This is a genomic window from Desulfobacula toluolica Tol2 (assembly GCF_000307105.1).
Taxonomy (GTDB): domain Bacteria; phylum Desulfobacterota; class Desulfobacteria; order Desulfobacterales; family Desulfobacteraceae; genus Desulfobacula; species Desulfobacula toluolica.
In genome coordinates this window covers 896,657-917,898 of sequence record NC_018645.1, presented here as the reverse complement: position 1 = coordinate 917,898, position 21,242 = coordinate 896,657, and the positions used below count along the sequence as shown (strand labels likewise).

Here is a 21,242-nt window from a genome sequence, read left to right as displayed (position 1 = left end):
TGATGGCAGCAGAGACTAAAAAAAGAAATATTGCAAATAAAAGATGTTTGGATAAATTAGTATAATTCATTAATTATAATAAGAAGAATAATATTTCTTATAGTACCTGTAATACCCTTCTTTTTTCATATTCACCCGGTTGAGAACCGTACCTATGATGGGTTGTCTGGCAGTTTCATACTGACCTATGACTTCCTTGATGATTTTTCGGTCTGTATTACCGGATCGGATCACCAGGATTGTACCGTCAACCCTGTCGGCTATAATGAGGGCATCTGTTGCCGGCATAACCGGGGGAGTATCGATGATAATAAAATCAAACTGCTTTTTCAGGTGATCAATTAAAAAAGTTACTCTTTCCGACCCCACCAGCTCTGAGGGATTTGGCGAAACAGGCCCCGATGGCAGGATAAAAAGATTAGGCGTATTAGTTGGCTGGATGACCGATTCAATGGCCTTTTTCAAATAGGGACCCTGGTTATCATTAATTTTAAATTCAGTATAGAGCTTTTCAAAATCAATATTCTGGCTGATTGATTGTTTGATCGCCTCGGATGATACGCCGGAAAATTCAAATTGGCCGGTTTCCATGGAAGACAACACCCTTATGGCTTCTATGGTTTGCACGGAAAGGGTCTTGAAAATATCTTTTTTGGAAACAAACCCCATGGTATACAGAATGGTTCCCAGGCGCTGGACCGATTTTTTCTGGTGCCCAAGGGCCAGGTATGCCTCTTTTTCCGTCAAAAGTTTGTTTCGTATCAGGGTATTGGCAAGGTTTTTCGATTTAGGGCGATTTTTCCAGTAAATATCAACAATCAGACCTTTTTCAAAAAAGATGCCCACCTGGTTTTCATCATTTTCCAGGCTCAGACGGCAGGTTCTTTTCTGAAGCTTTGTCAACTGGATAAGATCATCAACAGAAAACTCTTCCAGGCTGCCCTGGCCCAGATGAATTCCAAAGGTATTTGCCACAAGATCTGTTACGCCGGTTTTCTTTTTCATGGAAAAAAGGCTGCTCAAATGTGGACGCCGCAAATCCAAATCCACGAGTAAGACTTTTTGATTAGTCTGGGTGATGGCATGAGCCAGATTTACCGAAGTGGTTGTTTTACCCTCCCCTTCAACAGAACTTGTGACAACTACTGATTTAAGGTCTTTTTCCATGACCGTAAAAAAAAGATTGGTACGAAGTGTCCTGTATGATTCGGCAAATGTGGAACTTGAAGGAAAATGATCCAGCAGGTTTTCCCGGTCCGTCTGATTTTTAGTTTTTTTGCTTTTTGAAAACATCACTTTCCGGCTCCCTGATTTTCTGATTTATCGGCTTCAGGAATCACTGAAAGAACCGAAAGGTTAAAATGTGTATGAATATCTTCTTCGGTCCGGACGGTCTGGTCCAGGTACTCAAGAAAAAAGGCCAGCCCCACACCGCCGAAAAGTCCCAAAACAATACTCAGCAGAAGGTTTCTTTTTTTATTGGGGGATACCGGAGCCAGCGGAACCATTGCTTTTTCCACCAGCCGGATATTGGAGGCATCACTGGACTGGAGTATATTGGATTCCTTGACCCGGGAAACCATCAGATCGTAAAGATTCTGGCTGGTGTTGACGCTGCGCTGGAGAATCGTGTATTTGAGTTCCTTGCTGGAGGTATCCAAGGCATCGGACTCAAACTCGGAGATGGTTTTTTCCAGAGTTTTTTCCCTGGAAATCAGGACTTTACGTTCTGACTTAAGATTGGCCAGTTCTTTTTTGATTTCTTCAGAAAGCCGGTTGCGGCTTTTTTCAAGTTCACTTTTTAATTGCACAATTTTGGGGTGTTTAACCTTGAAAGTTTTGGTCAGCCGGGTCAATTCCAATTCCAGATCAACAATTTTCCGGTAAATGGTGTCAATCATGGGATTGTCCACCAAAGATCTGACATTGGCAACTCCCCTGGCACCCTGTATATGAGTACTCAGTTCATTGAGTTTGGCGTCCAGTTCCAGACGTTTATTCCTGGCTTCCAGATACTTGTTGTTGAATTCCGCCATTTTCTGTTCAACCATTTTCTGCTTGCCGGTAATAGAAAAGACTTTGTTGTTTTGTTTGTATTCAAAAAAGGCTTTTTCAGCATCTTCCAGTTTTTTTCTCAAGGCATAGAGTTCATTGTTAAGCCACTCCAGAGTCTGGGTAGAGGACTCCATTTTGTTGGCCAGGTTGAATTCAATATATTTTTCCGCCAGGGTATTGGACATTTTTGCGGCCAGAACCGGATCTTTATCTTTTACATCAATGGTTAACAACCGGGTATCCCTGACCTGGTTAATTGCAATTTTATCCTGAACCGTGGTGATCAATCCCATGCGCTTCTCATGGAGAGACAATTCCGATTCTTCCATTTTCAAAAGTATTTTTATATTGGCTTTGAACCGACTTATAATTTCTTTGATGGGATTGATCTCAAGGGTCTCATTTTTCGCATCCAGCTTCAAGCTATCAATGAGTTTATTAATGACAGACAGGGATTTTATCAGCTTGAAATGGGTGTTAAATGTCATGGACTGGGACATATAGCTTTCATAATCAACCCGTTCACCCGTGATGGGGGAGGATGACGTCTCCTTGTCAATAAGGAGTTTGGCCGTTGACTGGTACACCGGAGTGGCCATAAAGGTAAACAGCATAGTGATAAAAACCACAATAATAAAAAACGCAATGATCAGCACTTTGCGCTTGAGTAACACCATGATGTAATCGGATATATGGATCTCTTTTTCCTGAATCCCTTCAATCGCTTCTTCCATTGTTTCTCCTTAATGCTTTATAACCAAGATTCAGGGACGTGTATGCGGTCACCGGGTTTAAGAGGCAGGTCTGCCAGATCGCCTGCTATGACTTTTTCAAGATCCAGCTTTATGGTTTCCTGACCATCTGGTGTTTTTCGGATAACCTTGGCCCGGTTGGGGGCGGAAAACTTATCAAACCCACCAGCCATGATGCAGGCAGCCAGGGCTGTCAGGCCCGGCTGATAATCAAACACGCCCGGTTTTTTAACCTTGCCCTGGACATAAACCTTGGTAGCGGCCTGGTCCAGTTTGGTGCCTAAAGGGATATAAATGGTATCACCTGATTCGAGCTGGATATTCTTTGACATGTCACCTTCGTCCAAAAGCTTTATCAGGTCCACCTTGATAGGTTCGGTTTTGGCAAGAGTTTCCTCCATATCAGACACTATTATTTCATTTGTGCCCCCCCCCCGGAGAATATAGGCAATATTTCCCCTTTCAGGCAGCACGCCCCCGGCATTGGCCACAAGATCCATGACTGTGGGAATAAAATCAAGCTCGTATTTGCCAGGGTTTTTAACCGCTCCAGAAATAAAAAACTGAAGGCTGTGGTATTCCGCCATTTGCAGGTGAACCTGGGGATCGACAAAAAAATCTCGTTCCAGAGGAAGGATAACGGCACCTTCAAGTTCTTCAAGGGTCAGGCCCACCGCTTTTATTTTGCCGACAAACGGGATATTCACATTACCGTCCCCGCCAACAACCATCTGGGTTTCCACCTGTTCTTCACCGCCGGCACGAATGGAGATCGTCACCACATCCTCAATTCCTATCCTGTACGCCGCATCTTTTGTGGCAATTTCACAAAACCCCGGCCTGAACCAGGTGGTTACCACAAAAAATGGGAGAAACAACAATAACAGTAAATATTTTTTTAAACATCGTGACATATTTTTTCCAACGAATAAGGGGTTTTACCAAAAACAATGGTACAAAAATGAATTTGTACCATTATTTTTGAAAATCTACAATGTCAATTTATGACGGTTATTTATCCCCCATGTTGTAATTAAACTTGACATTAAACTGGATATATTTGTTGTCAAAATCTTTGCCTGGCTTATTGGAATCCCTTTCTTCAAATCCCCCTTCAAGACCGAGGCTGAAAAAATCATTGATCAGGTAATCTGCTGCTGCAGACATGAACCAGCGGTCATCTTCCCTATCTTCAGTTTCATAATCTGAATTCTGAAACCAGCCGGCCAGGGTGCAGTTGATTTTTTCCATGAACAGATGGGTAACCTGGGCATCAAAACGGGTCGAATTATAATAGGTCTCTCCAGAGCCAGAATCATTAAGGTTACTGCCCAGGGACAGATATATGCTGCTTTTGGGAATTCCCTCGGCATCAGGCGGATTCTGTCCTGAAACAGACAGTTTCCAGACAAATTGTTCAATATCACCTGACTTAAGAGGTGGTGTGTCAAACTCCCTGGCATGATAACCTGCACCGGCAGTAAAGCTGAGATAGTTGAACTGATGGGTCAGGTTGAGCATGACCTGGTTGGAGTCATAATCAGACGTTCTGAACGACGCATTGTTGTCATAATCCCGGTTCCAGTACTGGTAATCCAGATCAAAGGAGGTTTTCTGGTTTAAATAGTAATAAAACGTAAAAGTCCCCCTGTTTTCAACGGAATCCTCACCCTCATTCACGTCGTCATCAGAGTAGTCCGTGATCAGGTTGGTGTATTTCAGGCCCAGTCCGAATTTATTGCCGAAATTATAGAGCAAACGCGGTGTAAAACGGTTCATGATGTATTTAAACCGATCAGTGGCATTGGAATTTGCTTGTGCATTAGCAGGATCACTTGTTTTCTGAAAAAAATTGTCAAGCCCAATGAGCAGATGGTCTGTGAACTGGGTCTGGGCGGTAAAATCAGCCATATGTTCAATATAATCAAAATCACCTGCTTTAAACGGATCGGCAGAGACATTATCCTGATCATCATATTCCAGCACATTAAACCAATAGTCCAGGGAAACCAGGCTTTTTCCCGTAGTGTATCCCAATTCGATACCTGGTTTTACATTATAGGTATCAACTGTTTTGGTATTGGTGTCGGACTTGTGAAAGTTTGTATCTCTTTGCCATCCGGTTTCAATATGGGGTTTAATCAGTATTCGCCCATCGGCAAAGGAACTTGTAGCGAAAAACAGAGAAACCAGGAACGACAAAAGGGTAACTCTTAACAGTATAGACATGCGGTACTTAAATATCATTTCAAATTCTCCAGATCAATTGATAAATAATTTAGATTCTATCATTAAACAGGACTGCCTGGTTGATTATCCTGAGTAGGTGGCGGCTCCGGTGTAGGCTCCGGTGTAGGCTCCGGTGTAGGCTCCGGTGTAGGCTCCGGTGTAGGCTCCGGTGTAGGCTCCGGTGTAGGTTCCTGGTTTCCTTCCTGCTGCTGGGCCTGAGTTGAGCCCTGGTTTGATCCGGTTTGGGCTGCTTGGTCAATAGCTTCTACATTCTGACCCCCAGCAGCCACTGCTGCTTCTACAGCACCTGAGCGGGAACCATTGCTGGCCGCCTGGGCAACCGCTTCTACATTCTGACCCCCAGCAGCCACTGCCGCTTCTACAGCACCTGAGCTTGCGCCATTGCTGGCCGCCTGGGCAACCGCTTCTACATTCTGACCCCCAGCAGCCACTGCCGCTTCTACAGCACCTGAGCTTGCGCCATTGCTGGCCGCCTGGGCAACCGCTTCTACATTCTGACCCCCAGCAGCCACTGCCGCTTCTACAGCACCTGAGCTTGCGCCATTGCTGGCCGCCTGGGCAACCGCTTCTACATTCTGACCCCCAGCAGCCACTGCCGCTTCTACAGCACCTGAGCTTGCGCCATTGCTGGCCGCCTGGGCAACCGCTTCTACATTCTGACCCCCAGCAGCCACTGCCGCTTCTACAGCACCTGAGATTGCGCCACTGCTGGCCGCCTTGGTAACTGCTGCTACATCCTTACCCCCGGCCACTGCCGCTGAGACTGCTGTTGCTGTTGCCTGCCTTACTGCATCGCCTGGATCCTCATCTGCGGTTACAGCAGCATGAATAACAGCTTTTATTACTGCCTTGATGATTTCCTCATCCCCGGTTGCTACTGCAGCTTCTATCTCCGCCTGCTGTTCTGATGTCAATGCGGTAGCCTGGCCCGTGAATATGCAGGACAATGCCATTACCATTAACAGCAAAGCAACCAATTGAAAATTTTTCATCTTTTTCATTTTTTCTCCTTTTAAGAATAAATAAAAACCCAATCTGCTTTTTATATACAAACTTTTGATAAAGACCCTACACTTTCCAGAATGGCAAATGGATTTTCTCTTGTAATCAATTCAGCATTGGTACTACCCACCAGCTTGATCAAAGATTTTTTTGCATCTGCCATACGGTATTTTCGACCCGGATGAATATCCGAACCCATACAGAAAACCTGATCCATGGATAACAATACCTTGGCCGTCCTCATGGCTGGTTTTCCGAACTCCCCTTTCAGGCTGCCTGCGGTAATCTGTATGGCAGCACCACTATAGACAAGCTCTGCTGTGATTTCAGGCTTTTCCATAATCATGGGGTTTCTTTCCGCGTGGGCAATAATGGGAACAATTCCTCTGTCCTTTAACTGCCGGATCATCAACGAAACCGCCTTGGTAATAAACAGGGTCGGCAACTCAATCAAAAGATACTTGCCCCCATCACCAAGGGTTAAAAGATTTCCTTTATCATATTCCATGACAAGATTATGATTAACCCGGACTTCTGATCCAGGCAGCACTTGAATTGAAATTCCTTTTTTTTCAAGCAATTCCATCAAGTCTGAACAAGCCTGTAAAATCATTTCTATAGTACAGTTAAACACACCATCAAAACTGTGGGGAGTGGCAAAAATTATTTCCACACCCTGATCAACCGCTTGCTTTATAAACAAAATAGATTCTGTCAAATCCCTTGCTCCATCGTCGATGGCGGCAAGGATATGTGAATGGGTATCAATCATTTAATTTCACCTGATCTTGATATATATTTTAACTCTTAGATCATATCTTTTGATAAAAATCAATCATTTTATCTAGTTATTTTTTTCTCACAAATCATTAAATCGTTTTTTTAAAATTTAAACGGCACAAATCTATTTTACTTTTTATGACGTTTGTGGATATTTTTTTATATGAATCGAAAAAAAATTATAATATAGGAAGAAAAATGAAACAAATTACCTTCATTCATATTGTATTATGCGTTTTCATTGCAGTTATTTTTTTTATTCCGGCTGTATTTGATATTCCCATGCCGATTCTTGAAGAGTTGCAACTGAAAAGTGTGGATATGCGATTTAAAATCCGTGGGGGACGAAAACCATCTGGAAATGTTGTTATTGCAGGAATTGAATCAAAGGGAATCCAAACCTATGGTAGATGGCCCTGGCCCCGGTCTGTATTTGCACATCTGCTGGCACGCCTCAAGGAGTGTGGGACGAAAACCATTGTTTTTGATCTTCTTTTTCCTGAACCTGAAGAAAACCGGGTTGCACCGGCAATTGAATCCCTTGCAAAATCATTTACAGAACTTAACCTGCTGAATGATGATTTTCGCACCCGGATTTTTTTAGATGAAATGACCCAGATCATGGAAGAATCCAATAATGACAGCCTGATGGCTCAAGCGGTGACCTGGAGCGGCAATGTAATTTTGGGAATGGCCTTTGAACCAGGGAAAGGCAAAAAAAATTTATCTGCCGGCACAGCAAAGGCCTTGTATCAATTTGATCCGGTTGATCTGGAAAACAAGAACCGAAATGGGATACGTTCTTTTCGGACTGAACAGATGCTGTTGCCCATCAAGACCCTTACAAACAGCGCTGCAGCCATAGGATATGTCAATATTTTTCCGGACCTGGACGGTGTTATCCGCAACGTAACATCAACCATTTTAAAGCAGGATGCCCCCTATATGCCATTGGCAGTGACTGCTGCCGGTCATTTTCTGGATGCAGATCCCATTTGGGATGCCAACGGGAGTTTAAAAATTGCAGATCATAAAATTGAGTTTGACGCTTCCGGAGCCGTACATCTGGATTTTTACGGGCTTGAAAATTCCTTTGCCCGGTTTTCAATTGCAGATATTATTGAGGGAAGAATTCCGTCTGCTGAATTGAAAGATAAAATAGTGATTATCGGCGGTATGGCCACAGGCCTGGGAGATATCTGGCCCACCCCTTTATCCAGCGAAATTCCAGGCGTATTAATTCAGGCCACTTTTCTGGATAATATCCTTCAAAACCGGGTGTTGAAGATGCCGAAAAATAAAATTCCAATTATTTTTTTTACTATCTTTGGCATGGCGTTACTGCCATTGGGATTGATGGTCTTGTTTTCTCCCCTGGTTTATGTACTGGTTGGGATTTTTTTTCTTACAGGCTATGCTGCGGTTACCCAATACATTTTTAATGTTCATCAATTGATATGGCCGGCTGTCTTACCAATTGGAGCCGGATTTTTTTCCACACTGGTACTCCTTGTCTATAATTTTATAATCGAAAACAGACAGCACCGGTGGATTAAAAAATCTTTTTCCCAGTATCTGAGTCCGGATGTCATTGATATTCTGGTCAGGGACCCCGGGCAACTCAAACTTGGAGGGGAGGAAAAAGAACTCACGGTGATGCTGGCAGACATTCGTAACTTTACATCTCTTTCCGAAAGCCTTTCTCCCACAGACCTGACTCACCTGCTCAATCTTTACCTGGGAGAATTGACCGATGTAATTCTGGACCAGGGAGGCACCCTGGACAAATATATGGGGGATGCCATCATGGCATTTTTCGGGGCACCTGTTTATAATGCCGGCAATGCTTCAGATGCCTGCCGAACCGCTATCCTGATGTTTGAACGTCTTCATGACAAACGAAAGGAATGGGTACACAAAGGCCTGCCGTCCCTCTGGATCGGCATCGGGATTAACACAGGACCAATGGTTGTCGGCAACCTCGGGTCTGTCCGGCGGTTTGATTATTCGGTTATCGGGGATCATGTCAATCTGGCCTCCCGACTGGAAGGGCTCAGCAAGGTATATGGGGTTAAAATGCTTATTTCAGAATATACCCGGAACCATCTTGATTCTGAGTTTACCTGCCGGGAACTGGATATTGTCCGTGTCAAAGGCAAGGAAGAACCGGTCCGGATCTATGAACTCCTGGGAAAGGATTATTTTACAAACGGGGCCTATGCCTTTGTGGATTCCTTTGAACAAGGAATCGCCTGTTACCGGGACAGATCCTTTCGAAAAGCCATCCGCTGTTTTGAGGACACCCTTGCCATCAAGCCGGAAGATAAGCCGTCCCAAATGTTTATACAGCGATGCATCACCCTTGAAAAAAAAACATTGCCCGCAGATTGGGACGGCACCTGGAACTTCAGTCAAAAATAGCACCCCAATATTATTACACCATCGGGGTACTATACTGATCATCTTGATTATATAGGACTTGCCGGTTCGGCATCATCAACAAACGTTTCCGGAATAAAAATTTCAGGAACAACTGTTTCAGGAACAAACGTTTCAGGATTAGTTTCCGGCTCCGGCAAAGTTGACTCGGTTTGATTGGAAACCTGTGTCTCTACAGGGCTGATATTATCAGCTTCCGTCTGACTAACTGAATCTTCTGATTCAATCGACTCTGGTTCGGCAGTCGTACTATCCGTGGGCGTATTATCTACAGCTTCTTCATCTACAGCTTCTTCATCTACGGCCTCTTCATCTACGGCCTCTTCATCTACAGCCTCTTCATCTTCGGCTTCTTCATCTTCGGCTTCTTCGTCCGCTGTCTCTGAATCAATAGTAGCCTGAGTCTTTTCCTGTGTATTTTGAACAGCTTTATTCAAAATATCACCAGACGCTTTCACACTGTCGATATCTTTATTTTCAAAGGCTTGGTCAATAGCATCCACAGCAGCAGAAACGGCTTCAACAGATTGGGCTGCCGATTCTGCTATTTGGGTTAAGCTGGTTGCTTTTTCCGAATTTTGCTCTGTGACGGCCTGAGCAGCCAGGGTACTGACTTGAAGAGCATTCTGAGTGGCTTTTGATGATTGCTCAACTGAGGTAGCCAAGGTTTGTGCCAGGACTGCATCCTGTTCGGTTGAAGCTGTTTTTGCCGCCTCAATTGCCTTGTCAGCCATCAGAACTGTTTTTTCTGCTGTTGCAAAGCTTTGACTATCCATACTGCTCAAATTTTCAGTTTTATCTTTACCGGCTTCATCATCCCTTGCCATAAGCCAGACACTTGCATTCGAGGTTTTTATCGTACTCGCAGCAGCCTCAAGTGTATTGGCAGCTGATTTGGCAACAGCAAGAGCTGTACTTCTCTGGATTTCATTTGTTGCCGTACTGGCCAGATCAGCCGCCTTACCGGCAGTTTGAGTGGCTTTTCCCGCAACAACCAAGGCCCTGTCATTTTGTGCCTTTGCCTGCCTGGCCGTGGCCATACCATCTGTATCCCCTTTCAGGGTTTCTAAAATCAAAACAATATCGGCATTAATAGATTCTTTGGTGGCAGCGGCATAAGTATCGACTGCCTGAGCTGACAGCGTATTGGCTTCTATGACCTCTTGGGGTGTATCATCCGTTGCATTTTTAATCTGATTTTCCGAGTTCTGTTTGACTTGTTGTGCCTGTTGCAGTTTTTCCTGTTTGGTTTCAAGACCGGTCAAAACAGCTGCAATCTGGGAAAGGGTTTGTTGAACAGACGCTTTTATGGCAGGATCGGTATTAGCTATAAACGTATTTAATTCAACCTGAATTTCCTGGATATTTAAGGCCTCATTGTCTGATGCACGGGAAGACGTCATGGATGCCTGCCATGTTGGGGAATTTACTGCCCGGGCAAGATTCATGATTTTGGGAACAATTTCTTTAAACTCGCCAAATGTATCCATAGCACCTTCATAGAGTTTACCCAGAGATTCACCTGTTTCATCCGTGCCAAACCAGCCCCCGGTTCCACGAAGGGCCGCAACAGCCGTAGGCAGTTCGATCTGGGTTTTACGCCCTTTGGCCGGCTGCTCTTCATATTTGGTTCTGCCCATCATGATACGGATGCTGCGAAGTCTGACAGGTTCGTCGGACACAGAAGTGAATTTTTTCATCTGGTCCATAGCGCGGATGCTTGAAAAAACATCCACATGCATGGTGGCACCATCATTAAACAGCACCATGGCTGTGCCTTGTTTAGTAACTATTTTGGCACCAGAATAAAGCTGCAGGTCTTTTTCCGGCTGGCTCCACGTCCCTGCATTTTTAATCATGACTTCCCCGGAAAATTCTTTAAGTCTTGCAATCTCCTGGAGAGCAGCAAATGCATCTCCCCACAAGGCAAAAAAAAAGAAACAGACAAAAATAAAGCTTGTCCATTTTTTTTGTAAAATATTCATCTTTCCTCCTAAGTATTTAATACAATTGAATAGCAGTCTAACTATCCAACAAAACCCCTTTTGATTTTTTTTATTGAATATAGAACGTTGATTCATATAATATAAAAATCACGAAATAAAAATAAAAAAGGAGTATATTTTTGAAAAAAGAGGTTTTTCTTATTTTACTGGCCTTATCTTTCCACACATTAATTTGTGCGGAAACTGAAAAAGAAATCTTAAATAACGGTATTTTTTTTTTCAAACAAGATCAGTATCTACAGGCAGTTGATGAATTTTCAAAACTGATTGACCTGGCTCCGAACAATGCAGATGCATATAAGAACCGCGGGGTGTCTTACATGAAACAGGAAAAATTTGATCTTGCCATTAAGGATTTTGAAACAGCAAAAAAATTAGCCCCTGAACTGAAGGGCCTTTACAGTAATCTTGGAGTGGCCTGGTATTATAAAAAAGAGTATGAAAAAGCCATTGAAAACTATGATATTGAAATCAAAACGGCACCTGAAAATCATGTGGCTTATTTTAACCGGGCCTTGTGCCTTGCTGAACTTAACAGAAATGGGGAAGCCCTTGATGATCTGTCAAAAACACTCAATCTCAAGCCTGATTATTACTGGGCCATCTGCTGCAAAGCAGACCTGCTTGCTCAAGCAGGAGATAATATCAGGGCGATTGAAACCTATGAAGAAGCTATCCGGCAAGACCCGGAAAACAGGTATGCAACAGAAAATTTAACTCAGATCAGACAAAAAATCAATGAACAGGAAAATCTTGATCAAAAAAATGACAAATCTGAGGGCAATAAAACTCTTGACCCGGAATATGCCCTTCAGGCAGGCGCTTTTCTCAACCAGATCAATGCAGATAAAATGAAAACAAGATTGCAAAATAACAAATTTGATTCACGAATACTGGTACTGAAAGACGCCAGGAACAGAACCTGGTATCTGGTAAGATCAGGCAGATATCACAATCAAAATGAAGCTAAAAAGGCCAAGGTTTCATTAAAAAAAAAGCTGGGAATAAAATCAATAATACGCCCCTTTGGTGTCTGGTAAAACAACCTGATTTTCTAATCAGTAAAAAAAGTCAGACAGAAAACCTGATATTTAAAATATCACCATCTTCAACAACATAGTCTTTGCCTTCAACATAAATTTTGCCACCTTTCTTGAGTTCCGCTTCACTGCTGGCATCCATAAGATCATTGTATTTAAATACTTCGGCACGGATAAAACCACGTTCAAGATCGGAATGGATAACCCCTGCAGCTCTGGGGGCTCTTGAGCCGTTCCTGACCAGCCACTGCCGGACTTCATCCTTTCCAACGGTAAAAAAGGAAATCAGGTTCAAAGATTTAAGACAGAGTTTTGTAAGACTTTCAAGTGCGGTCACTTTGATACCAAGATCTTGAAGAAACTCATCTTTTTCTTCCTGAGTATCCAGACCGGCAATCTCAGCCTCGACCTTTGCAGAGACCAGCATTACTTCTATCTGCTTGGCTTCACAGCTTGGAGCAAAAGCAGACAACAGCTGCTCGTTTTCAAGATCATCTTCAGATACATTAACGGCAATAACCAGTTTTTTGCGTGTGATAAACGGATAACTTCTGATCATCTTTTCTTCATCTTCCGTTAATTCAATCAGCCTTAACGGTTTTTCCTCTTCAAGAAAATCCTTTAACTTGTTCATGAGTACAAGTTCTTTTTGCTGATCTTCATCCTTTATCTTTTTAACCATTGCCTCAAGGCGTTCAATTCGTTTTTCAACAAATATCTGGTCATGCATGATAAGCTCGGAATTGACCGTTTCAAAATCTCTTACAGCATCCACAGAGCCTTGGGCATGGTAGATAGCATCATCTTCAAAGGCACGTACCACATGGCAGATGGCATCCATGTCAGCGATATCCCTGAAAATTTCTCCCTTTGAGATGGTTTCAGCTTCCATTTTTGGAAGCAGCACAAGATCAATCCTGGCCCTGACATTTTTCTTAGGATCGTACATATCCACCAGGTGATTGAATCTTGAATCAAGAATATCTGCAGCACCGGGCACTGGTTTAAATGCCTTTGACGGTTCTTTAATCTCATTTCCCGTTAAAATATGAAACAGTGTTTTTTTGCCTGTCTGGGGCAGGCCGATAATTCCAACCTTCATGGGTTAAGCGGTATCCTTTTTTAAATTTAAATTTTACTTCACATTCATAGGGCAGTTTACGGCAGCCTGATCTGCTGTTTTTCCACATCTTTATTCTGCCGGTATAAAATGGCCACATGACCTATCATACCTGCAATATGGGATTGAGTGGCTTTTGAAATCTCATTTATCAAAGAATTTTTCTGATCCTTTTCTTTGAAATCATTAAATTTCACTTTGATAAGTTCTGTTGCTTCAAGTGCCTTATCAATCTCTGCGATAAGTGTTTGGGTAATGCCTTTTTGACCGATAAATGCAGATGGGTTCAGATTGTGAGCAAGCCCCCGTAAATATTTTTTCTGTGATCCTTTTAATTCTTCCAAATTCATATCCTTCATATGTTTGTTTTGTAAACAGTTATCATACCATAGAAAAAAAAAGATTTATAGCTCAGGAAATGCTGAGGCGGATAAAGTCCTCTTCTATTTTATTTCGAAGAATTTTGATTTCCATCAAGGCCTGGTCAAAGGTTTGTTTCAATTCATGATGATAACGCGCCAGGTATTTTTTCTGGACAGGACAAAAATACCAGGTACAGACAAAAGGACGGTCAAGCCTTGAAAGGGTGCATCCTTTTTCGGAAAACCAGCAGCAGGATTTTCTTTTATTCTTTTGCATTTTTTTTGAAATCTGTGACTCAGGAAATGTCTTCCGGGCAAAATAAATATAAAGCAGATCCTTCAAATCATACCATATGGTCGCTCTTAAACAGCAGATATCCTTACACTGCACACAAGTTTGTGAGCAAACCATGTCTATGGATTCTGATATTTTCTCAAATTTCTGCTGAATTTTGATGGCCATATCAGAGACAATCTCAAGTTTGCCCCCATATAATTTGTCAATTTTTTTTATGAATATAAAAACCTGGCTCCATTCATCATTTGAGGACCAGGGGATAGTGGCATGACCTTTCATTTTCAGGCAATATTCTCCTTTTGAGCCATTGCTGCCGATAACTTACTGTCAGCAGATTGATGATCTTTTTTTCACAACACCCCTGACAACTCAAAGCTTTCAGACTGGTTAATGGTATGAATAAATCGTTTTAACAGCTCTTTGTTAAAACAATGTGACATGCCCTTATCTCTTAGTTTCATGCGGACTTCCACTCGTTTTTTTGCTTCTTCTTCAATTATTTCTTTTTCTCTCAACCGCCTGAGCTTTATATCATAATCATCCCTGACAATTGCGGTTAAAGGTGTTTTTTTATTTTCAACCGCCTCTTGTTCAAATTTTTTAAGGGTATCAAGGTAGGGATTTTCCCCGATCATAATTTTTAATGCTTCAAAAGGGGTTTTGGATTCCTTATAATGCCGCTTTGAAGTCAAAGCGTCAAACACATCTACAATGTGGCAGACTTTTGCGATCAAAGGAATCTGCTCGCAGCCTAACCCGCTTGGATAGCCACTGCCGTCTTCATTCTCATGATGATACAAAATCGCCTGCATGGAAAACTTTGAAAGCCCCGTATCAAACAGAATACTTGCAGAATATGCGGTATGGCACTGAATAATGATATATTCAAGGTTATCGAGCTTCCCTTTTTTACCAAGTATATTTTGAGGAATTTTTATTTTCCCGATATCATGAAGAAAGCCTGCAACAGCTGCCTGCAACAGCAATCCCTTTAATTCAGGCCCCCTTTGCACACCAAACAATTCCCTGTTGGCATTGATAAAGGTTGCCATCAGCCAACCCACCTTTATGGAATGCAGGTGGGTTTCATAGTCGTGTCCGATTAAATCTGCAATTCCGTTTAATGAATTAATATCAGATATAAACTCTATGGCCTGTGCAAGAAGTCGCTGAACATTATCGATCGACTTTTTAAAATCTTTGGTAATGCTAAAATTGGTTTTAAAGCATTCTTTGACAACATCAGTTGATAAATCAATCAATGTTTCTGTCTTTTTTACAATATCAATTTCATCATGTTTTAGAAAGTATGCCAGGTTGTTGTTCAGGTATTCATTATAAATTTTCAATTGTTTTTTATGAATATAGACTTTTTTCCAGAATCTTAATAATTCCATGAGCCTTTGTCTTGGAATAGAGTGTGAATCTACCAGAAGACATCGGAATCTAAACCCTTGAGTCCCGCAGGATTGTTTTTCATAAATTGAAAAATCAATCAGATTTTCCGGATTTATGGATAAAGGGTCAATTTCATGAAATGCTGTTCCATCGTTGAAATACTCAATTTGTAAATCCAAATTTTAATTACTCCCAAAAATATCAAAATAACTGAAAGCTCTCTGGACTGCATCAAAAGCCGGAATGCCTCAAATGATAGTGGATAGCACTAACGCCTATGGCAGATTGACCTGGCACAACAAAAAATGAAAGAAATCTGATTTCAACAGTTTAGAAGTTCTTTCATATAAAAAACTTCTGAAACACCGATACAACACATCTAATTATCGGCATTTATCTAACTATTGGCATTCCATATGTCAATAGTTATTTCCCACACAGCGTAAAGATGATGTGTCAACACTGATACTCAATGACGAAGAATGTATCGGCTTAATCCTGTAGCGACGGGTGCTGTTGATATTGATAGTTTTAATATTGATAGTTTTAAACACCCGTCGTGTGCATTTGATTTGTGCGTACGACCGTTATTCTGCTGAATTGATATAGTCTTCAATCCCCTTGCCAAGAGTGTCAATCATGTCACAGAAACGCTTCTCATCCGGCTCCAGAAGAGTCATCCTGAACCCTTGCAGATCCGTATTAAAAGAGGAAAGAGGAACCAGGCAAATGCCGGTTGCGCCCAACAGGTAATAAACAAACCGTTTGTCAGGATTTATTTTCGGGTCATCAATGAGATTTTCAATCAGGCTGCGGACAGAAGGATTTGAAATGGGCAGAGATTGCCTGCCATTCACTTTGCCGTCCTTAAACACGATGCTCATATAAAAAGCACCGTCAGTTCGGTTGACTAAAATACCGGGAATCTTCTTTAATCTTTCATAGGCAATTCCGGAAAATCTCTCATAGCGCAACCGTCTTTCTCCCAAGTGAGCCTGAAACTTTGGGTGCTGAACAATGTGGGGAAAAGCTTTCTGGGGCAAGGTGGTTGAGCAGACCTCCACCATTTTTGCACCGACTATGGTTTGAATATAGGTGCTGAACTCAGGTTTGTTACGGGCATTATACACTTCGATCCAGCCGCATCTGGAACCCGGCCAGGGCAGTTCCTTTGAAATTCCCTTCATGGAGATAGCCGGGACATCACCGATAACGGCAGCCAGGGGCTTGGACTTTTTACCATTATAAATAAGGTTCTGATAAATTTCATCAGCAATAATAAAAAGGTTGAACTCTTCAGCAATGGCTACAATAGCTTTGAGTATGCTCTCCGGAAAAACCGTTCCTGTGGGATTGTCCGGGTTGATCAGAAGGATGCCTGCTACGGCAGGATTATACTTGACCCTGCGTCTGAGTTCATCAATATCCGGGAACCAGTTGTTGTTGGGGTCAAGAGGATAACACACCGGGGGGAGACCGGCGTGGGCAGCTTCAGATGAAGAGTGGGTAGTGTAGGTGGGTGACGGGGTGATCACCCGGGCTGTCCGGCGCAAAAAACCATAAACTTTGGTTATGGCATCTCCCAGGCCGTTGAAAAAGATAATATCATCCGGGGTGATTCGGCAATGGCCGTTGCTGTTGTTCATGTCAACCAGAAATTGCCGTGTTTCAAGCAGGCCCTGGGATGGGCAGTAACCGTAGCATTCGTCCTCCATGACAAGTTTGGAAACAATCTGCTTCATCCATATCGGGACCTTTTCTCCTTTTGCCACTGGATCTCCGATATTTTCCAGATAGACCTCTACTCCCATCTCCTTGAGCTTGTCAGCCACCCGGATGATATTTCTGATCTCGTAGGTTAACTCTTGTGCGCCGATATGTACAATTCTTGTTCTCATTGGAGAAGATCCTTTGTTCAGGTGTTAAAATAAAAAAAGGGCTGCAACAGGCTGCAACCCTTTAAATAAAAAAAGCTGCAATTGCTTGCCTGCAGCCCTGGAAATTTTTATAAGGAAATCAAATCATTAAATCCCCTCCAGAACCGCAGGCCATTCGGCCGCCGCCGCTGCCGCCGCACAATACGCGATAAAGATGCTGGAGTTCAAATCGTTGATCATAGTTATCCTCTTATTTTTTAAAATATGTACCATACCATAATCATCAAAGGATGTCATGGAAAATTTATGTTTAAAAAAATATTAAATTAAACTTTACAATCCAGACATCCTGAATTACATAACTGAATAACTTCCACACTATAAAAGATTAAAAATGAGTGAAAAATTAAAGATCCTGTTTCTTTGTACCGGCAATTCATGTCGAAGCCAAATGGCAGAAGGATGGGCAAGACATCTTAAAGCAAACCTTATTGATGTTTGTTCGGCCGGGATTGAGACCCATGGGTTGAACCCACATGCCGTAACCGTCATGGCCGAAGCCGGGGTCGATATTTCTCACCACCGATCCAGGCATCTGGATGAATTCAAACATTCACGTTTTGACTATGTGATCACGGTGTGTGGTCATGCCCATGAAACTTGCCCCTGGTTCCCCGGCGGCAGCCGAGTCATTCATGCTGGGTTTGATGATCCGCCCAAAATGGCCAAAAACCATGATGATCCGGAAAAAAAACTTGACTGCTATAGAAAAGTAAGGGATGAAATCAAGGATTACATTCTTACGCTGCCTGACAGTTTGACACACTCTTTTGGATTATAATAATGATATACGGATGGACCGGGAACATACTGCATATTGACCTGACAAAAAAAAGCATTGAAGTTGAGACACCCATTCTTGAAACTTATAACCGCTATGTAGGCGGCAAAGGATTGGGCGGCAAATACCTGCGAGAGTGCGCAACCCTTCCCTGGAATCATCCTGACACGGTAATCTGCATTTTTTCAGGCCCCCTGACAGGAACCATCGCCCCCACATCAGGACGAGGACATATCATTTCAAAATCACCGCTCACAGGACTTGTGGGAGATTCATCCGTTGGCGGAAAACTGGCTACCCGGCTCAAGCAGGCGGGCTGGGACGGCATTGTCATCAAAGGCACAAGCCAGGCCCCGGTTGGAATTGAAATTAAAAATTGCAGCATTGAATTTAAAGATGCTACAGGATTATGGGGCGTTGATACCTCCATCCTTCACAACAGGATCATGCCGAAAAAGGCTTCACTTGCCTGCATAGGACCTGCGGCTGAAAATGGTGTGCAATATGCCTCCATAATTGTGGATCGCCATTTTGCCGCAGGCAGGAGCGGACTTGGACTTTGTTTTGCACAAAAAAAAATCAAATACATCCTTGTGAACGGCACAGGCCATTGCAAGGTAAAAGATACTAAACAATTAAAACAGGTCAGGGAAGACATCCTGAGGCTCACAGCCGCCTCCCCTGCCCTTATGGGTCAGTTCGGTTTCACCTGCCTGGGTACGGGGGCGGTATATGATCTTATGGATAACCGACGGATGATGCCGACGGATAATTTTTGCCGCACCCGTTTTGAGCCTGCGTCCCAGCTTAATGCAGCCATGTACGCAAAAACCTATGCTCCCCGAAAAACCGGATGCCTGGGCTGCCATATTCTTTGTAAAAAAACAGGTACAAAACCAGGGACAAAGCCAGGCACAAAAAACGGTCAACAACTCAGCATGCCGGAGTTTGAAACCATGTCCCATTTTACGGCACTGATCGGCTGCCGGGATATCGATCTTGTCGTAAATGCAAACAAACGTTGCAATGACTATGGAATGGATACCATATCAACGGCGTCAACCCTGGCCTGCAGGCGTGAAATAACCGGCCTTGATTATACGCCGGCAACCCTGTTGTCTCTTTTGGATGATATTGCCTTTGGCAGAGGAGAAGGAAAAGAGCTGGCCATGGGTGCAAAAAAATATGCAAAACATATGGGATCACCCCAAACCGCCATGACTGTCAAGGGAATGGAACTTCCTGCATATGATCCCAGGGGTGCTTACGGCATGGCATTGGGATATGCCCTGTCCACCAGGGGCGGATGCCATTTGAGGGCCTATCCCATCAGTCATGAAATTTTCAGAAAACCCGTGGCCACGGATCGCTTCAGCTTCAGCGGCAAAGCCAGGATCATAAAAATTGCTGAAGACCTTAATGCCGTGGTGGACTCACTTACCGCCTGCAAATTCACTTTTTTTGCAGCCGGACTGGAAGAATACGCAACTGCCTATGAAGCTGTTACAGGAATTGAAACAACTGCCCATGATCTTCTGAAAAAAGGGGAATGCATCTATTATAACGAAAGGATCATCAATTCTTTGAACGGATTTGACGCCGGAGAAGATGACCTTCCTGATCGATTTTTCACACAACATGGATCAAGCTCAAACAATATGCCTATCCCTCCCATCAGCAAGGATGCGTTTCTGGAAGCCAGAAAAAAATATTATGATATTCGAGGGCTTACCCCAAAAGGCCTTCCAACACAAGAAAAAGCACAAACACTTGGACTTTTATGGAAAACCTTGTAAATACATATGCAGCCAAACTTGTCAAAGCAAAGCTGGGTAGTGACGCAGGCCCTTGCAGGCCCTTGATAGGCGGGTTGGATGATACGCTGGTCTGGAACCGCAAAGCAGATGAGACAAAGGTTCTGGAAGATGTTTTCAAAGAACTCAATATCAATTCCCTGGTATTTTTAAGACCAGCCGAACCCTACGGCAGTCTACTGGGATTTCTGGCAAAAAACGCTCTTAAATCCAATGGATTGATCCAACCCAAAGATTGTGAAACAAGAACATTTCTCCATGATCTGCCCGTGATCAAAGACTTTTGTGCAGACCAAATCATCCGGGTTTTGAAAAAAAGAAAAAGCGTGATCATTGCACCACAATCTCCCGATGACGATTTCAAAGGCCCTGCCATTGTAGCCCACGGCACGGTCAGCCCTGAACAGGGCTTTGTTACGGTCAGTTCCGTTTGTTTTGCAAGCTTTGTTAAGTTTTATACAGATTACTTGGAAAAACTTCAAGCAGGGACTGCCACAGACGATGCCCACGATCTGTTTGACGCTGTATTACCTTATATAAAGCAGGAACAACAGCCTTTGCCCGATTTTATTCGCGCTCCTTTCCCGGATGAAGAAACCGTTTATTCCGCCATTATCGAAGCAGGCAAAAAAACCGTTGAATACGGACTTGTGGACTCTTATTTCGGAAATGTCTCCTATTGCCGGCACAAAACCCTTTACATCAGCCAGACCGGAAGTTCCCTGGATACACTTTCCGGGTGCATTGACCCGGTCCCCTTAGACGGTTCCACCAGCGCAGGACTCACCGCCTCAAGTGAACTGTCCGCCCATCTGGAGATCATTGCCCGCACCAAATACAGAGCTATCCTGCACGGCCACCCCAAATTTTGTGTCATTTTATCCATGGATTGCGATCCTGCTGAAAAAGCTGCCTGTTGTTTTTCAGACCAATGCCACATCAAATGCCCGAAAAAAAGATATGTCGGCACCACCCCAATTGTACCCGGGGAAGTCGGCACCGGCCCCACCGGCCTTTGCAACACCCTGCCCCCGGCTCTTGAACAGTCAAACAGTGCTATTGTATATGGCCATGGTTTGTTTACCACGGGAAAAGAAAATTTTTCCGATGCCTTTGCCACTCTGCTGGAAGTTGAAAATAACTGCCGCCGCCTGTATTTTGAAAAAATTTTCCACTTAAGACCTTAATCTTAAGGCAGAAATGTAAAG

At 43.2% G+C, this 21,242-nt stretch carries 17 protein-coding genes; 5 read left to right on the top strand and 12 right to left on the bottom strand.

Translation table 11 applies throughout. The features are described from left to right. Positions 1–69: 69 nt before the first annotated feature. From TOL2_RS04210 to TOL2_RS04185, 6 genes are all read right to left on the bottom strand, one after another. Positions 70–1,293 (bottom strand): polysaccharide biosynthesis tyrosine autokinase, encoded by a 1,224-nt coding sequence (locus TOL2_RS04210; protein WP_014956296.1) that lies wholly within the window; start codon positions 1,291–1,293, stop codon positions 70–72. Continuing rightward, positions 1,293–2,789, bottom strand: coding sequence for a GumC family protein (locus TOL2_RS04205; protein ID WP_014956295.1), 1,497 nt, complete (start codon positions 2,787–2,789; stop codon positions 1,293–1,295). Before TOL2_RS04205 ends, TOL2_RS04210 begins: the two co-directional genes overlap by 1 nt. A 17-nt stretch (positions 2,790–2,806) precedes the next feature. Then, on the bottom strand, positions 2,807–3,721 hold the full coding sequence (locus tag TOL2_RS04200; RefSeq protein WP_014956294.1) for an SLBB domain-containing protein: 915 nt from the start codon (positions 3,719–3,721) through the stop codon (positions 2,807–2,809). A 97-nt stretch (positions 3,722–3,818) separates the two neighbouring features. Beyond that, positions 3,819–5,054, bottom strand: coding sequence for an outer membrane beta-barrel protein (locus TOL2_RS04195; RefSeq protein WP_232508058.1), 1,236 nt, complete (start codon positions 5,052–5,054; stop codon positions 3,819–3,821). Between the two features lie 44 nt (positions 5,055–5,098). Further along, positions 5,099–6,058, bottom strand: coding sequence for a hypothetical protein (locus tag TOL2_RS25185; RefSeq protein WP_014956292.1), 960 nt, complete (start codon positions 6,056–6,058; stop codon positions 5,099–5,101). 41 nt (positions 6,059–6,099) lie between these two features. Continuing rightward, positions 6,100–6,831, bottom strand: coding sequence for a tyrosine-protein phosphatase (locus TOL2_RS04185; protein WP_014956291.1), 732 nt, complete (start codon positions 6,829–6,831; stop codon positions 6,100–6,102). 206 nt (positions 6,832–7,037) lie between these two features. Between TOL2_RS04185 and TOL2_RS04180 the strand changes: the two genes are divergently transcribed. Next, positions 7,038–9,260 carry a CHASE2 domain-containing protein gene (locus TOL2_RS04180; protein ID WP_014956290.1) on the top strand — a complete coding sequence of 741 codons (2,223 nt, stop codon included), beginning with the start codon at positions 7,038–7,040 and terminating at the stop codon, positions 9,258–9,260. A gap of 47 nt (positions 9,261–9,307) precedes the next feature. Here the strand turns inward: TOL2_RS04180 and TOL2_RS04175 are convergent, their stop codons facing one another. Further along, on the bottom strand, positions 9,308–11,263 hold the full coding sequence (locus tag TOL2_RS04175; RefSeq protein ID WP_014956289.1) for a FecR domain-containing protein: 1,956 nt from the start codon (positions 11,261–11,263) through the stop codon (positions 9,308–9,310). A gap of 140 nt (positions 11,264–11,403) precedes the next feature. Here TOL2_RS04175 and TOL2_RS04170 point away from each other — a divergent pair, with 140 nt between their 5' ends. Further along, positions 11,404–12,324 (top strand): SPOR domain-containing protein, encoded by a 921-nt coding sequence (locus TOL2_RS04170; protein ID WP_014956288.1) that lies wholly within the window; start codon positions 11,404–11,406, stop codon positions 12,322–12,324. A gap of 31 nt (positions 12,325–12,355) precedes the next feature. On the opposite strand, the gene ychF is transcribed toward TOL2_RS04170, so the two are convergent. The 5 genes from ychF to TOL2_RS04145 form a co-directional block, all read right to left on the bottom strand. Beyond that, positions 12,356–13,426 carry a redox-regulated ATPase YchF gene (gene ychF / locus TOL2_RS04165; protein WP_014956287.1) on the bottom strand — a complete coding sequence of 357 codons (1,071 nt, stop codon included), beginning with the start codon at positions 13,424–13,426 and terminating at the stop codon, positions 12,356–12,358. A gap of 56 nt (positions 13,427–13,482) precedes the next feature. Beyond that, positions 13,483–13,794 (bottom strand): ribosome assembly RNA-binding protein YhbY, encoded by a 312-nt coding sequence (gene yhbY / locus TOL2_RS04160; RefSeq protein ID WP_332370618.1) that lies wholly within the window; start codon positions 13,792–13,794, stop codon positions 13,483–13,485. A gap of 61 nt (positions 13,795–13,855) precedes the next feature. Continuing rightward, positions 13,856–14,383, bottom strand: coding sequence for a hypothetical protein (locus TOL2_RS04155; RefSeq protein ID WP_014956285.1), 528 nt, complete (start codon positions 14,381–14,383; stop codon positions 13,856–13,858). Between the two features lie 71 nt (positions 14,384–14,454). Next, positions 14,455–15,681, bottom strand: coding sequence for an HD-GYP domain-containing protein (locus TOL2_RS04150; protein WP_014956284.1), 1,227 nt, complete (start codon positions 15,679–15,681; stop codon positions 14,455–14,457). Between the two features lie 408 nt (positions 15,682–16,089). After that, positions 16,090–17,400, bottom strand: coding sequence for a pyridoxal phosphate-dependent aminotransferase (locus TOL2_RS04145; protein ID WP_014956283.1), 1,311 nt, complete (start codon positions 17,398–17,400; stop codon positions 16,090–16,092). A 373-nt stretch (positions 17,401–17,773) separates the two neighbouring features. On the opposite strand from TOL2_RS04145, the gene TOL2_RS04140 reads away from it, so the two are divergent. Genes TOL2_RS04140 through TOL2_RS04130 form a run of 3 tightly spaced genes read left to right on the top strand, consistent with a single transcriptional unit; the run spans position 17,774 to position 21,221 of the window. Then, a complete protein-coding gene (locus tag TOL2_RS04140) occupies positions 17,774–18,220 on the top strand; it encodes an arsenate reductase ArsC (RefSeq protein ID WP_014956282.1) in 447 nt (148 codons plus the stop codon). A gap of 2 nt (positions 18,221–18,222) precedes the next feature. Beyond that, the gene (locus tag TOL2_RS04135; protein ID WP_014956281.1) at positions 18,223–20,016 is read left to right on the top strand and encodes an aldehyde ferredoxin oxidoreductase family protein; all 1,794 of its coding nucleotides are present in this window, start codon (positions 18,223–18,225) and stop codon (positions 20,014–20,016) included. Beyond that, positions 20,001–21,221: a class II aldolase/adducin family protein gene (locus tag TOL2_RS04130; protein ID WP_014956280.1), complete on the top strand. Its 1,221-nt coding sequence runs from the start codon at positions 20,001–20,003 to the stop codon at positions 21,219–21,221. Before TOL2_RS04135 ends, TOL2_RS04130 begins: the two co-directional genes overlap by 16 nt. The last annotated feature ends 21 nt before the right edge of the window (positions 21,222–21,242 follow it).

Excerpts from the sequence above, each read along its gene's own strand:
- TOL2_RS04210 (WP_014956296.1), bottom strand. The coding sequence starts at position 1,293 with ATGTTTTCAAAAAGCAAAAAAACTAAAAATCAGACGGACCGGGAAAAC.
- TOL2_RS04205 (WP_014956295.1), bottom strand. The coding sequence starts at position 2,789 with ATGGAAGAAGCGATTGAAGGGATTCAGGAAAAAGAGATCCATATATCC.
- TOL2_RS04200 (WP_014956294.1), bottom strand. The coding sequence starts at position 3,721 with ATGTCACGATGTTTAAAAAAATATTTACTGTTATTGTTGTTTCTCCCA.
- TOL2_RS04195 (WP_232508058.1), bottom strand. The coding sequence starts at position 5,054 with ATGATATTTAAGTACCGCATGTCTATACTGTTAAGAGTTACCCTTTTG.
- TOL2_RS25185 (WP_014956292.1), bottom strand. The coding sequence starts at position 6,058 with ATGAAAAAGATGAAAAATTTTCAATTGGTTGCTTTGCTGTTAATGGTA.
- TOL2_RS04185 (WP_014956291.1), bottom strand. The coding sequence starts at position 6,831 with ATGATTGATACCCATTCACATATCCTTGCCGCCATCGACGATGGAGCA.
- TOL2_RS04180 (WP_014956290.1), top strand. The coding sequence starts at position 7,038 with ATGAAACAAATTACCTTCATTCATATTGTATTATGCGTTTTCATTGCA.
- TOL2_RS04175 (WP_014956289.1), bottom strand. The coding sequence starts at position 11,263 with ATGAATATTTTACAAAAAAAATGGACAAGCTTTATTTTTGTCTGTTTC.
- ychF (WP_014956287.1), bottom strand. The coding sequence starts at position 13,426 with ATGAAGGTTGGAATTATCGGCCTGCCCCAGACAGGCAAAAAAACACTG.
- yhbY (WP_332370618.1), bottom strand. The coding sequence starts at position 13,794 with ATGAATTTGGAAGAATTAAAAGGATCACAGAAAAAATATTTACGGGGG.
- TOL2_RS04155 (WP_014956285.1), bottom strand. The coding sequence starts at position 14,383 with ATGAAAGGTCATGCCACTATCCCCTGGTCCTCAAATGATGAATGGAGC.
- TOL2_RS04145 (WP_014956283.1), bottom strand. The coding sequence starts at position 17,400 with ATGAGAACAAGAATTGTACATATCGGCGCACAAGAGTTAACCTACGAG.
- TOL2_RS04140 (WP_014956282.1), top strand. The coding sequence starts at position 17,774 with ATGAGTGAAAAATTAAAGATCCTGTTTCTTTGTACCGGCAATTCATGT.
- TOL2_RS04135 (WP_014956281.1), top strand. The coding sequence starts at position 18,223 with ATGATATACGGATGGACCGGGAACATACTGCATATTGACCTGACAAAA.
- TOL2_RS04130 (WP_014956280.1), top strand. The coding sequence starts at position 20,001 with ATGGAAAACCTTGTAAATACATATGCAGCCAAACTTGTCAAAGCAAAG.